Source organism: Pseudonocardia pini, from assembly GCF_013870575.1.
GTDB lineage: Bacteria > Actinomycetota > Actinomycetes > Mycobacteriales > Pseudonocardiaceae > Pseudonocardia > Pseudonocardia pini.
Window position 1 is genome coordinate 1 of the sequence record NZ_JACBXB010000083.1, and the last position, 12,081, is coordinate 12,081.

The 12,081-nt window shown below is 73.4% G+C and carries 13 protein-coding genes and 1 pseudogene; 5 read left to right on the forward strand and 9 right to left on the reverse strand.

Features of this window, described 5'->3' with window-relative positions; translation table 11 throughout:
* Both H5J29_RS34795 and H5J29_RS07880 read left to right on the forward strand, forming a co-directional pair.
* A pseudogene (locus H5J29_RS34795) lies at window positions 1-246 on the forward strand (allophanate hydrolase subunit 2 family protein); the annotation flags it as partial.
* On the forward strand, window positions 243-1,010 hold the full coding sequence (locus H5J29_RS07880) for a putative hydro-lyase (protein WP_181780253.1): 768 nt from the start codon (window positions 243-245) through the stop codon (window positions 1,008-1,010). The pseudogene H5J29_RS34795 and the gene H5J29_RS07880, both read left to right, overlap by 4 nt.
* Here the strand turns inward: H5J29_RS07880 and H5J29_RS34800 are convergent.
* Window positions 973-1,596: a TetR/AcrR family transcriptional regulator gene (locus tag H5J29_RS34800; RefSeq protein WP_181780254.1), complete on the reverse strand. Its 624-nt coding sequence runs from the start codon at window positions 1,594-1,596 to the stop codon at window positions 973-975. The two genes, H5J29_RS07880 and H5J29_RS34800, sit on opposite strands and share 38 nt — an antisense overlap.
* Before the next feature lie 169 nt (window positions 1,597-1,765).
* On the opposite strand from H5J29_RS34800, the gene H5J29_RS07890 reads away from it, so the two are divergent.
* On the forward strand, window positions 1,766-3,007 hold the full coding sequence (locus H5J29_RS07890; RefSeq protein WP_376768511.1) for a cytochrome P450: 1,242 nt from the start codon (window positions 1,766-1,768) through the stop codon (window positions 3,005-3,007).
* Window positions 3,008-3,052: 45 nt separating this feature from the next.
* Here the strand turns inward: H5J29_RS07890 and H5J29_RS07895 are convergent, their stop codons facing one another.
* The 7 genes from H5J29_RS07895 to H5J29_RS07925 all read right to left on the reverse strand — a co-directional run bounded on the left by H5J29_RS07895 (window position 3,053) and on the right by H5J29_RS07925 (window position 9,602).
* A complete protein-coding gene (locus tag H5J29_RS07895) occupies window positions 3,053-3,730 on the reverse strand; it encodes a type 1 glutamine amidotransferase (protein WP_181780255.1) in 678 nt (225 codons plus the stop codon).
* 147 nt (window positions 3,731-3,877) lie between these two features.
* Window positions 3,878-4,555, reverse strand: coding sequence for a type 1 glutamine amidotransferase (locus H5J29_RS07900; protein ID WP_181780256.1), 678 nt, complete (start codon window positions 4,553-4,555; stop codon window positions 3,878-3,880).
* A 21-nt stretch (window positions 4,556-4,576) separates the two neighbouring features.
* Window positions 4,577-6,082 (reverse strand): glutamine synthetase family protein, encoded by a 1,506-nt coding sequence (locus tag H5J29_RS07905; protein WP_181780257.1) that lies wholly within the window; start codon window positions 6,080-6,082, stop codon window positions 4,577-4,579.
* Between the two features lie 15 nt (window positions 6,083-6,097).
* Window positions 6,098-6,757, reverse strand: a complete 660-nt coding sequence (locus H5J29_RS07910; RefSeq protein ID WP_220187112.1) for an aromatic-ring-hydroxylating dioxygenase subunit beta — start codon at window positions 6,755-6,757, stop codon at window positions 6,098-6,100.
* Window positions 6,754-8,031 (reverse strand): aromatic ring-hydroxylating oxygenase subunit alpha, encoded by a 1,278-nt coding sequence (locus H5J29_RS07915; RefSeq protein WP_181780258.1) that lies wholly within the window; start codon window positions 8,029-8,031, stop codon window positions 6,754-6,756. The genes H5J29_RS07910 and H5J29_RS07915 overlap by 4 nt, the downstream gene beginning before the upstream one ends.
* Before the next feature lie 47 nt (window positions 8,032-8,078).
* Window positions 8,079-8,906: a MurR/RpiR family transcriptional regulator gene (locus tag H5J29_RS07920; RefSeq protein WP_220187113.1), complete on the reverse strand. Its 828-nt coding sequence runs from the start codon at window positions 8,904-8,906 to the stop codon at window positions 8,079-8,081.
* Between the two features lie 135 nt (window positions 8,907-9,041).
* Entirely contained in the window at window positions 9,042-9,602 is a 561-nt protein-coding gene (locus H5J29_RS07925; RefSeq protein WP_181780259.1) for a TetR/AcrR family transcriptional regulator, read from the reverse strand.
* A 97-nt stretch (window positions 9,603-9,699) separates the two neighbouring features.
* Between H5J29_RS07925 and H5J29_RS07930 the strand changes: the two genes are divergently transcribed.
* On the forward strand, window positions 9,700-10,713 hold the full coding sequence (locus H5J29_RS07930) for a phosphotransferase family protein (protein ID WP_312858114.1): 1,014 nt from the start codon (window positions 9,700-9,702) through the stop codon (window positions 10,711-10,713).
* Window positions 10,714-10,783: 70 nt separating this feature from the next.
* Here the strand turns inward: H5J29_RS07930 and H5J29_RS07935 are convergent, their stop codons facing one another.
* The gene (locus H5J29_RS07935) at window positions 10,784-11,515 is read right to left on the reverse strand and encodes a CDP-alcohol phosphatidyltransferase family protein (RefSeq protein ID WP_376768512.1); all 732 of its coding nucleotides are present in this window, start codon (window positions 11,513-11,515) and stop codon (window positions 10,784-10,786) included.
* A gap of 42 nt (window positions 11,516-11,557) precedes the next feature.
* On the opposite strand from H5J29_RS07935, the gene H5J29_RS07940 reads away from it, so the two are divergent.
* On the forward strand, window positions 11,558-12,081 hold a 524-nt coding region (locus H5J29_RS07940; protein WP_181780260.1), incomplete at its 3' end, for a class I SAM-dependent methyltransferase.

Genomic DNA, 12,081 nt, shown 5'->3' on the forward strand with positions numbered 1-12,081 from the left:
ACCGACCGGGTGGGGATGCGGCTGGTCGGCGGCACCCTGGGGGTGGCCGAGGGTGCGGGGTCGCTACCGAGCGAGGGGATCGCCCGGGGGGCGATCCAGCTGCCGCCCGGCGGCGAGCCGGTGATCTTCCTGGCCGACCATCCCGTGACCGGCGGCTATCCCGTGATCGCCGTCCTGCGGGACGCCGACGTCGACCGTGCCGCCCAGGTCCGCCCCGGCCAACCCGTCCGAGTGAGGCTGACGTGACGACACCCGCCGAGGCCCGGGAGCGCTTCCGCGCCGGGCTCGTCACCCCCACCGCGGGCTGGTGCCCGGGGTACACGCAGGCCAACCTGATCGCGCTGCCGCGCGACCTGGCGTGGGACTTCCTGCTGTTCGCGCAGCGCAACCCCCAGCCCTGCCCGGTGCTCGACGTCCTGGAGCCCGGTGAGGTCGGCGGCCCCCTCCTGGCGGGCGACGTCCGCACGGACATCCCGCTCTACCGCGTCTACCGGCACGGCGAGCTCGTCGCCGAGGTCCCGGACGTCCGGGAGTACTGGCGCGCGGACCTCGTCGCCTTCCTCGTGGGCTGCAGCTTCACCTTCGAGGAGGCGCTGCTCGCGGCGGGCGTGCCCGTCCGGCACCTGGAGGAGGGGCGGAACGTGCCGATGTACCGGACCTCGCGCCGGTGCCGCAGCGCGGGCGCGATGGCCGGTCCGATGGTCGTCTCGATGCGGCCGATCCCGGCGGAGCTGGTCGAGCGGGCGGTGGCGGTCACCGCCCGGTACCCCGCGGTGCACGGCGCCCCCGTGCACGTCGGCGACCCGGCCGAGCTGGGCATCACCGACCTCTCCCGGCCGGACTACGGGGACGCCGCGACCGTGCGGGAGGGCGAGGTCCCGGTGTTCTGGGGCTGCGGGGTCACGCCGCAGGCCGCCGTCGTGGAGTCGCGGCCGGAGCTGGCGATCGCGCACGCCCCGGGGCACATGCTGATCACGGACGCCCGGGACCTGACCTATCGGGTGGGCTGACGCAGATCCCGTCGAGGAAGTCCCGCAGGGTCCGGCGGATGCGCTCGGCGTCGAAGGCGGCGGGCCAGGTCGCGGACTGGAACGTGAGGCCCTGGACCAGCGAGTCGAGGCAGCGGGCCGCCGCGCCGGGCGGGACGCCGGGGTCCAGCTCCCCGGAGGCCTGCAGGATCTCCACCGCGACCCGGGCGACCCGGCGGATCCGCACGCCCGCGTCCTCGCTGATCTCCTGGAGTCGCGGCGAGGTGCGGGCGAGGCCTGCGAAGGCCAGGTAGACCTCCTGCTCGGTGCGTTGCGCCTCGTCCGTCGGGAGCATCTCCAGGTACACCCGCTCCACGCCCGCCCGGTCCCGCGCGGCCTCCAGCAGCGGGCGGACCCGGGCCGTGCCGCGCTCCAGCGTGTGGGTCATCGCGGTGGCCAACAGGTCGTCCCGGGTGGGGAAGTAGTACCGCATCGCGGTGGGCGACATGCCCGCCTCGGCGGCCACCGTGCGCACCGAGACCTCCGCGATCCCGTGGCGTGCGAGGACCCGCCAGAGCGCCTCGACGATGGTCGCGCGCCTGGCCGCGTGGTCGGCCCGGCGCGGCACGGGCTTTGTCTAGCACAGGACGCCGGGTAGTTTGTGGTACAGCCGTGCTAGGACGCGCCGTACCGGTGGGCAGCCGCCGGGGGGTCGGTACGGAGCCCGCGCGCGGCTGTGCGGCCCCGGCGCAGGCCGGGGCCGCACCCCCGCGGCCCGCGCCGGTAGGGTCGGTGTCGTGCCCACGCTCCGCGCGCGCATCGCGTCCTGGTTCGTCCGCCGCCAGCTGGCCCGGATGAACGCCAAGGGTCTCGACCTCGGGTCCCTGCTCCCCGACTCCGCCCTGATGCCGCTGCGCCGCGAGGGGCTCGACCCGGTTCCCGACCTGGCCGCCGTCGCGCCCGTCAGCAAGCTGGAGCTCCCGCTCAAGATCGACGTCTGGCTGGTCACCGGCCGGGACGAGGTCCGGTCGGTCCTGTCCTCCGTGGACGACTACTCGTCGGACTTCAACCACCTCGCCCGCACGATCGGCATGGCGGAGACCGAGAACCCCGGCGGTCTCGGGTTCTCTGACCCGCCCGTGCACACCCGGCTGCGCAAGGTGCTCACGCCGGAGTTCACGATGCGGCGGCTCGCGCGCCTCACGCCCCGCATCGACGAGATCGTGGCGGAGTGCCTCGACCGGATGGAGGCGGCGCCCGGGCCCGTCGACCTGGTCGAGGAGTTCGCGCTGCCGATCCCGTCGCTGGTGATCTGCGAGCTGCTCGGTGTCCCGTACTCCGAGCGCGAGGCCTTCCAGGAGGTCGCCACCGCCCGGTTCGACCTGCTCGGCGGGGCCAGCGCCTCGCTCGGCGCGATCTCGGACTCGCTGGTCTTCCTGCGGGAGCAGGTGAAGAAGCAGCGGGACCACCCCACCGACGGCCTGCTCGGCATGATCATCCGCGACCACGGCGACCGGGTGGACGACGAGGAGCTCGCCGGCCTGGCCGACGGCGTCCTGACCGGCGGGTTCGAGACCACGGCGTCGATGCTGGCGCTCGGGGCGATCGCGCTGATGGAGGACCCGGAGGCGCGCCGGACCGTGATCGAGGACGACGCCGCTCCGGTGGTCGAGGAGCTGCTGCGGTACCTCACGGTCGTGCAGGTCGCCTTCCCGCGCTTCGCCATGCGGGACGTCTCCGTGGGCGGGGTCACGATCAAGGAGGGCGACGGCGTGATCTGCTCGCTGCTCGCCGCCGACCGGGCGGGCGGGGCGGACGGGTTCGACCCGCACCGCGTCCCGAGCCCCCACTACGCCTTCGGCCACGGCATCCACCGCTGCATCGGCGCCGAGCTGGCGAGGATGGAGCTCCGCAGCGCCTACCCCGCGCTGTTCCACCGCTTCCCGAGCATCCGCCTCGCCGTCCCCGCGGCCGAGCTGGACTACCGGGACGCGAGCATCGTCTACGGCGTGGAGAAGCTCCCGGTCCACGTGAGATGAGCATCAGCGCTGCCGATCCATGATCGAACAGCGCTGCTGCTCATCTCACGCCGCGGCGCGCGCCTCGCTCCGCGCCAGGAACCCGGCCACGAGCGCCCGGCAGGCCGCGGCGCACTCGGCCGCCCGCTCCGCGAGCTCGGCGGCGAAGGTCGCGAGCTCGGTCTCGCCCACGAGCTCCGCGCGCTGGGCGGGGGTCCAGCCCGCGGACCACGCCTCGAGCACCGCGGGCGTGACCTCGGGATGGAACTGGACCCCCAGGTGCGGACCGTGGCCGAAGGCCTGGAGCCCGACGGGGTTGCGCGCCAACGCCTCCCCGCCCGGGGGCAGGGTGAACGCGTCGTAGTGGAAGGCGGCCCAGCGCCGCGCCGGGAGCCGCCCCGAGACCTCGACGAACCCGCGTTCGGGCCGCGGCGCGCGGTACACCGTCCCGCCGAGCACCCGGGCCAGCGCCTGTGCGCCGAAGCAGACCCCGAGGACCGGGACGTCGCGGGCCACCGCCCGGGCGAGGTAGGCGAGCTCCGGGGCGATCCACGGCTCGTCGTCGGAGGTGTGGGCCGAGCCGAGCACGACGAGGGCGTCCACGCCGTCGAGCGAGCGGACCGGACCCTCGAGGAAGGACGCGACCTCGACCTCGTAGCCCTGCTCCCGCAGGGCCGTCCCGATCGTCCCGGGCAGGACCGAGGCCGAGGCGAGCTGGTGGACGAGGGCGAGGGCGCGGGGCATCCCTGCATGGTGGCCGGCGCGTGTTGCGTTCGGTCGTCCACTCAGGTCACGTGCGGGTATCCCTCAGGTCAGGAGCTCGACGACGGTGCTCGCGAGGGCACCGTCCGCCGCCGCGAGCGCCTCGAGGGTGGCGAAGTCGCGGTTCTCCTAGGAGCTGGGGATGTGCGCGCAGAACCGCGCGAGGAGGGTCCGGCACTGGGCGGCGAGCTCGTCGGCGCGGGTCTCGATCTCGGCACTGATCGCCGCGACGTCCACCTCGGCCGCCACCGCCGCGGCGAACTCGGGCGGCCAGGACTCGCGCCAGGTGGCGAACACGTCGGGGGTGATCTCGGGATGGAACTGCAGGCCGAGGTGCGGGCCCTTGCGGAAGGCCTGCACCCCGGTCTCGTTGCGCGCCACCAGGTCGGCGCCGGGCGGCAGGGTGAAGGCGTCGTAGTGGAACTCCATCCACCGGTGCGCCGGGAGGTCGCCCTGCAGCTCGACGAAGCCGCGCTCGGGCCGCGCCGCCCGGGCCACGGTCCCGCCGAGCGCGCGGGACAGCGCCTGCCCGCCGAAGCAGACGCCCAGCACCGGGGTCCCCGCGGCGTCCATGCGCCGCAGGAACTCCAGCTCGGTGGCGAGCCAGGGCAGCGAGTCGTCGTACGCCGCGTGAGCCGACCCCATCACGACGACGAGGTCGGCGTCCTCCCGCACGGCGTTGCCGCCGAAGTGGGTGTCGATCTCGACCGTGAAGCCCAGCTCGGACAGCGCGGGCAGGATGGTGCCGGGGATCCGGCGCTGCCGGACGGGGTCGGTCTCGTGGACGACGATCAGAGCGCGAGCCATGTGATCAGTATCGGTAGCTGCTCAGTACTGGGCGAAGTACTCGCGGTGCTCCCACGCGGACACCGTCTCCGCGTTCCACTCGCCCTCCGCCTCCATGAACCGCTTGATCTCGAAGTCCTTGAGCCCGAGGAGCCAGTCGACGAACCCGTCGCCCAGCGCCTCCCGGTACAGGGCGCTGCCGCGCAGCTCCTCGACCGCCTCCATCAGCGTCTTCGGCAGCAGCGGCCGGTGCTCCGCGGAGTACGGCTCGATCTCCGGCGCTCCCGGGTCCGACGACCGCGCGAGCCCGTCCATCCCGGCCACGAGCTGCGAGGTCAGGAAGAAGTACGGGTTCGCGGCGGGCTCGCCGACCCGGTTCTCGACGTGCGTCGACGGGTCCCCGGGGCCGCCCTGCACCCGGAGCATCGCGGCCCGGTTGTCCACGCCCCAGGTCGCGCGGTCCGGCGCGAGGGAGAAGGGGGTGCGGCGGCGGTACCCGTTGATCGTCGGGGTGGTGAAGACCGAGGCCGCGGCGGCATGGTCCTGGATCCCGGCGATGAAGCTCAGCCCGGTCGGCGCGAGCAGCTCGGTCGGGGAGGCGAAGGCGTTCGACCCGTCCGGCGCGACGAGGCTCTGGTGCAGGTGCCAGCCCGACGCGTAGAAGGACGGCAGCCCCGGCCTGCACATGAACGTGGCGTGCAGCCCCATCCGGCGGGCGATCTGCTTGGTCGCCGAGCGGAACAGCAACATGGCGTCCGCGGCCTCGAGGCCCGGCATCGGCGAGAACGTGAACTCGCACTGCCCCGGCCCCCACTCGTCCTCCATCGTGCGCAGTGGCAGGCCCGCGCCCATGAGGTGGTCCGCCAGCACCGCGAGGACGCCCTCGATCTGGTCCTGGTGGTCGTCGGACTGGTAGGCGTAACCCGGCGCGATGGCCGTGACCTGCGGCGGGGCCATCGGCTCGCCCGGCCCGCCGAGCGCGTCGACGGACAGCGGCGCGTCCACCAGCTTGGTCAGGTAGAACTCCACCTCCAGGCCGACGAGGTACTCGAACCCGAAGTTCTCCTTCAACGCGGCGAGCTGCGCCTTGAGCTGGTTGCGGCCGTCGAACGGGACCGGGGTGCCGTCGTTGAAGTAGACCGAGCCCAGGCAGAAGCCGGTCCGCGGCGCCCACGGCAGGGTGGTGAAGGTCAGCGGATCGGGGACGAGCACGACGTCGGGGAAGCCGTTGAGCTTGTGGTCGCCGAGCCCGCCGCCCGCGACGAACGGGTTGTAGACGATGCCGTCCGCGGTGTCGAAGTAGTAGAGCGCGGTGGAGAAGTCGATGCCGTTGCGCAGCACCGAGCCGAACAGCGGCGCGAGCACGGTCTTGCCGCGCAGCTTGCCGTGCGGGTCGGCGGTGGTCACGCGGACGGTGCGCAGGTTCTCCTCCTGCACGCGGGCGGCGACGAGCTCGGCGGCGGCGTGCTGCTCGGCCGTCCAGAGGCCGTGCTTGCGGATGAAGTCCTTCGTCCCGACCGCGGAGTCGGCGGTGGCGGTGAGGGTCATGGTGGGAGGGCCCTTCTACAGCAGGAACGAGAGGTTGAGGTGCGTGCGGTCGGGATCGAGCAGGGCGGCGATCTTGCGGGCGATCCGGGTCTCGCCGTCCTCGGTGACGAGGACGTGCCCGGCCCAGCCGGCGAGCGTCCGGACCGGGTGCCCGGCCCGGATCTCGTGGCAGACGAACTGCGAGCGGATCTTGACCTCGCCGGGCCGCGCGGTCGGGACCCGGACGAAACCGCTGCTCACGTGGCTGGTCGCCGAGGGCGGGAGCTGGGAGTAGGCGACCCCGGTGCGGAGCCAGACGATCCGGTCGCCCAGTCGGCGTCGGTCGTCGAAGGCGATGGCGACGCGGGTGCGGGGATCGTGCGGCCGCACCGCGGCCTTGGTGTACCCGAGCGAGCCGCCGGTCGGCTTGCCGCCCAGGGTCGGCGGCTCCTCGGCGAGGACGTCGACGTTGGGCACCCAGTAGAGGCACTCGCGGGCGTAGAGGTCGAACCAGTCCTCGTAGGCCCGACGGTCGAGCAGCCAGTTCTCGTGCAGGATCAGGCCTTCGAGATCGGGGTCCGCCAGCGGCGTGCCGCGGGCCCTCCACTCGGTGAGGTCGGTCTGCAGGAGCGCGTAGTAGGCGTCGTCCACATAGGAGGACGTCGTCGCGCTCCCGAGGATCTCGTCGAGGTTCACCGCGCCACCAGTTTGGTCTCCGAGGTCATCAGCTCGGTCCAGCGGCGCCAGAACGCGCGGATCGGCAGCTCGTCGGTGACCGGGCCGGTGAGGTTGCCGTTCTCGTCGAGGTGGGAGCGCCCGGTCTCCAGGTGCCGGTGGGTGACGACCCACTCCATCTCCGGGATGGACAGCCCGTTCTGGCACTCCTCGAAGTTCACGAGGTCGTCCGGCTCGCCGAAGGAGGGGAAGTCCTCCTGCAGCCGCATGCGCAGCGCCGTGAGCTCCTCCGGCACCCCCTCGCCCTCGAGTGAGGTGGCGTACCAGATGAGGTGGGTGTCGTCGACGTCGAAGGGCTCGATGACCTGGATCTGGTTCCCGATGACCAGCAGGTTGGGGAAGATGTTGAGGTTCATCCCGGACCCGACGGCGAGGTCGAGCATCCGCTCGGCCTCCTCGCCGAGGCGCTCCCGCAGGACCGCCTCGTAGGCCTGCTCGCCGGGCATCGGCGCGGAGCTCTCCCAGTAGGAGTCGATCTCGGCGCGCTGGTCGAGGAAGGTGTGGCCGTTGCCCAGGTCGGTGACGGTCTGGCCGCCGTTGTCGACGTCCCCGAGCGTCCACTGCATGTCGACGCCCACGCCGTAGCGCTGCTTGCGCATCCGCAGCAGCGAGGCGTGCGAGAAGCCGGGGTGGTAGCCGTCCGCGGAGTTGTCGTAGGTCAGCTTCCAGTTGCCGCGGTAGCGCAGCCGGTGGGTGCCGTGCCGGACCACGAGCCTGGACCCGGGGAGCCGGTCCAGCCACTGGTCGAGCAGCCGCGCGGCGTACCCGAGGTGCTCCTCCAGGGGCGGCATCTCCTGGTTGAGCGTGCCGAACACGAAGCCGCGGTAGGACTCCACCCGCAGCCGGCCGAGCCCCAGGGAGCCGGGCTCGAACGACGGGCCGTAACCCTTGCGCATCGGCACGCCGACGAGCGCACCGGTCGAGTCGAAGGTCCAGTTGTGGTAGCCGCAGACGAAGCGCGCCGTGGTGCCCTCGTCGTCCCGACAGACCGTGGCGCCCCGGTGGGTGCAGCGGTTGAGCAGGCCGTGGAGCCCGCCCTCGGCGTCCCGGGTGACGATGACCGGCCGCAGCCCGAGCCTGCGGCGGACGAAGTCGTGCGGGCCGGGCAGCTCGCTCTCGTGGGCGAGGTAGGTCCAGGTCCCGCCGTAGACCCGCTCCATCTCGCGGGTGAAGACCTCGCGGTCGGTGTAGAGACTGCGGTGCACCCGGTCGGGCTGCACCAGGTCGGTGAACATGGCTCCACGTTACGATCGTTACGCGTTTCCGCGGGCTACGTAACGATTTATTCGGCGTTACCCTGGGCGAGGGTCTCGAAGGCCCTCAGCCGCGCACGCGCGGGCTCCCCCAGTCGCGCGGCCACCGCGCCGACCAGGGTCTCGGTGATCATCAGGCCGCCGACCATGGAGTCGAAGGGCGGCGGCCCGTCGATCGCCGCGGTGAGCACGATGTCGGCGGGCGAGACCCGCTGGTCGGACAGCAGCAGCAGCAGCCCGGCGCCGCGCTCCGCGGCCTGCCGGGCGAACTCCACGGTGTCCGGCTGCGAGGGCCGGAAGTCGTACACCGCGAGCAGGGTGTCGGCGTCGACGGAGAGCAGCGCCCGCGCGCGGTGGCCGGGCTCCGGCGGGACCTCCTCGACGCCCGGGCGCAGGGTCTGCAGGAACCAGGCCAGGTGCGCGGCGAGCGTGGCCGAGAACCGGCCCCCCGTGACGAGCACCCGGGGACGCTCGGCGAGCGCCGCGACGGCCCGGTCCATCTCCGCCGCGTCGAGGTCGCGGAACGTGGCCCGGACGGTCTCGGCGTACGCCTGCTCCGCCCGGGCCAGCGGGTGCTCGGCCGGGCCCGGGTACACGCCGTCGGCGGAGAAGAGCCGCTGCGCGACCTCGCCCCGCAGCTGCTCGCGGAACTGCGGGTAGCCGGTGAACCCGAGCTTGGTCAGCAGGCGCAGGACCGTCGGCGCGCTCACCCCGGCCCGCCCCGCGAGCTGCGCGACGGAGCCGAGCCCGGCCATGGGGTAGTCGTCGAGCAGGGTCTCGGCCACCCGCTGCTCCGCGGGCGCCAGCTCGGTGCGGGCGCGCCGGATGCGTTCGGCGGTGGTCGGCCCGTCGGTCACGCCGCGATTATCCCCATCGCCTGAACGGCACTCCCGCTCGCCACTGCGGGAGTGCCGTGCGCTCAGGGGGTGGGGCGGCCGCTCTCATGGAGGCGTTCCATCGTCCTCGGCGGGCCGCAACGGCAGGCGGCGCCCTCAGGCCGGGTGAGCCCCCACCAGCCGCAGCGCGAACTCCACCTGCTGCCACACCACCTCGTTCTCGGACAGCTCGCCCTCCTCGCGGTACCAGGTGGCCAGGCCCATGCCCAGGTCGAGCAGGGCGTACGAGGCCAGGCGGACCGAGCCGACGTCGAACGGGCCCCGCTCGATCAGGGTGCGGAAGGACCGCTCGTACTCCGCGCGCCGGGCGAGGACGGTCGTGCGATGGGGTTCGGTGAGGCTGCGCAGCTCGCTCGCGCCCACGAACGCCTCGAGGCGGTGTCGGGCGTGGAAGCGGACGTGGGCGTCCACGGCCCGGCGGAGCCGCTCGACCGGGTCCGCCGAGCCCGCGACGGCCTCGCGGTGGCGGGCGATGAGCGTGTCCATCGTGCGGGTCATCAGCTCGACCAGCAGGTCCTGCTTGGACGCCACGTGCTTGTAGAGGCTCGGCCCGCGGATCCCGACCGCCGCACCGATGTCGGCCATCGTGGTGGCCTCGTAGCCGCGCGCGGCGAACAGCCGCAGCGCGGCCTCGCGGATCGCCTCGCCCGTGGTCATGCTGTGAGGCTAACAACGGATAGCCGTTTCACGTGACAGCTTCGGCTCCATGTGGTCCGATGGCTAGCGAGTGTTAGCCGCTACCTCGGGAGGCAACGTGGCCGTGCAGGGACTGGACCTGCCCAAGCTGCAGGCGTACGTCGACGAGCACGTGCCGGGGACCGGCCCGTTGTCCGCGGAGCTGCTGCACGGCGGCCGGTCGAACCTGACCTACCGGATCGCGGCGGGCGACCGGACGTGGGTGCTGCGCCGACCGCCGCTGGGTGGGCTCACGCCGTCGGCCCACGACATGAAGCGGGAGTACACCGTCGTCGCGGCGCTGTACGGGCACGGGGTGCCGGTCGCGCGCCCGATCGCGCAGAGCGAGGACCCCGAGGTGATCGGGGCGCCGTTCGCGATCGTCGAGTTCGTGCCCGGGCGGACCATCCGGACCGTCGAGGAGCTGGACACCCTCTCCGACGCGGAGGTCCACGACTGCGCCTTCGCGCTGGTCGACGCCCTGGCCGCGCTGCACGCCGTCGATCCCGGGTCCGTGGGTCTCGGGTCCTTCGGCAGGCCGCAGGGCTACCTCGGCAGGCAGGTCCGCCGCTGGTACGACCAGTGGACCCGGGTCTCCACCCGGCCGCTGCCGGACCTGGAGGCGCTGCACACGCGGCTCGCCGAGTCGACGCCGGAGGAGTCCGGGGCGTCGATCGTGCACGGGGACTTCCGGATCGACAACGCGATCGTCGGGGACACCGACGCCTCCGAGATCCGCGCGCTCGTGGACTGGGAGATGTCCACGCTCGGCGACCCGCTCTCCGACCTCGCGCTGCACGTCGCCTACTCGGACCCGGCCTTCGACCCGGTGCTCTCCGGGGGCGCGGCGGCCACCTCGACCCGCCTGCCCGCGGGGGACGAGCTGGTGGCCCGGTACACGAAGGCCTCCGGCCGCGAGGTCGTGAACTGGCCCTTCTACCTGGGCCTCGCCTACTTCAAGGCCGCGGTGATCGCCGAGGGCATCCACGCCCGGTTCGTGGCGGGCCAGACCGTCGGCGAGGGCTTCGAGACGGTCGGCGGCGCGGTCCCCGACCTGGCCGCCGCAGGCCTCCGCAGCACGATGGAGCCATAACTGTCGTCGGGGCCCTGCTCAGGGCGCGTTGTGGCTCCATAGCGCCGATCTCGGTGGGTCCTGGCGGCCGTCATGGTGCGTCTCGGTGGAGGAGCAGCACGCTCTGGGCGAACGACCACACCAGGGCGGCGAGCGCGGCGGCCACCAGGACGGCCGCGGCGAGCAACGGCGCCAGCCCGCTCGCGGCCACGATCAGCACGATCCCCTGTGCCGCGGCGATCGTCTTGGCCGAGAGCCGCGGCGGGAGCGAGCCGGTGAGCCAGGGCAGCACCCAGCCCGCGGCCACGAAGAGGTAGCGCAGGGCGCCGATCACCAGCACCCACGGCCCGAGGACCGTCGCCACCTGCACGCTGAGCACCATGATCAGGAACGCGTCGGTCTCCATGTCGAACCGGGCGCCCAGCTCGCTGACGGTGCCGGTCCGGCGGGCGACCTTCCCGTCGACGGCGTCGAGCGCCAGGGCCACGGCGGCCACCGGCACCAACACGGCGGTGGCGATCTGACCGGTCCACAGCCCGTCGGCCACCAGCGCGGTGACCCCGCCGACCAGCACGGCCCGGCCCAGGGTCACCAGGTCGGCGGGCCCGAGCGCGACCGCGCCCGCCCGGCGCACCGCGCCCCCGAGCAGCGCCTGCAGGCCCACGGCGTACGCCGCGCCGGCCAGCCAGCCGACGGGGCCGAGGTCGACCGCGGTGGCGAGCGCGGCGAGCATCGCCATCTGGACGAGGGCGGCGCCGGCCTGCTGCCGGTCGGCCCAGGTGCCGGTCCGCGTGGCGGTGGGGAAGGTGGTCTGCAGGTACACACCTCCTACACGGAGCCGGGGCCCGCACGGTTCACTCAGGGAGTGACGGATTTCGACGCCCGACTCAGCACCCCCGGTTCGCCGGTCTGCGCGCCCGACTGGTTGGCCCTGCGCGAGCCCGCGGACGCGGCCGCCCGCTCCACGGACCTGGTGGAGGGTCTGCGCGGCCGGGACCTCGCCGTCGTCCGGGACCTCGGCTGCGGATCGGGCTCGATGGGCCGGTGGCTCCGGCCCCTCGTGCCGGCGGGCACCTGGTACCTACACGATCGCGACCCAGTGCTGCTGGACATCGCCGCGCGCGACGGCGGGATCCCGGTCCCGGGTGACCTGACCGCACTCACGGACCTGGCCGGGACCTCGCTGGTCACCTGCTCGGCGCTGCTGGACCTGCTGACCGCCCCGGAGATCGACCGACTGGTGGACCTCTGCGTGACGGCGGGTGCGGCGGCACTGTTCACGCTGTCGGTGACCGGAGGCGCGCGACTCGATCCCGCCGAACCCCTCGACGTCGAGTTCGCCGCCGCCTTCGACGCGCACCAGCGCCGGTCGTCGTTGCTCGGCCCCGA

Excerpts from the sequence above, each read along its gene's own strand:
- H5J29_RS07895 (WP_181780255.1), bottom strand. The coding sequence starts at position 3,730 with ATGCCCCGCGCCCTCGCCCTCGTCCACCAGCTCGCCTCGGCCTCGGTC.
- H5J29_RS07900 (WP_181780256.1), bottom strand. The coding sequence starts at position 4,555 with ATGGCTCGCGCTCTGATCGTCGTCCACGAGACCGACCCCGTCCGGCAG.
- H5J29_RS07905 (WP_181780257.1), bottom strand. The coding sequence starts at position 6,082 with ATGACCCTCACCGCCACCGCCGACTCCGCGGTCGGGACGAAGGACTTC.
- H5J29_RS07915 (WP_181780258.1), bottom strand. The coding sequence starts at position 8,031 with ATGTTCACCGACCTGGTGCAGCCCGACCGGGTGCACCGCAGTCTCTAC.
- H5J29_RS07925 (WP_181780259.1), bottom strand. The coding sequence starts at position 9,602 with ATGACCACGGGCGAGGCGATCCGCGAGGCCGCGCTGCGGCTGTTCGCC.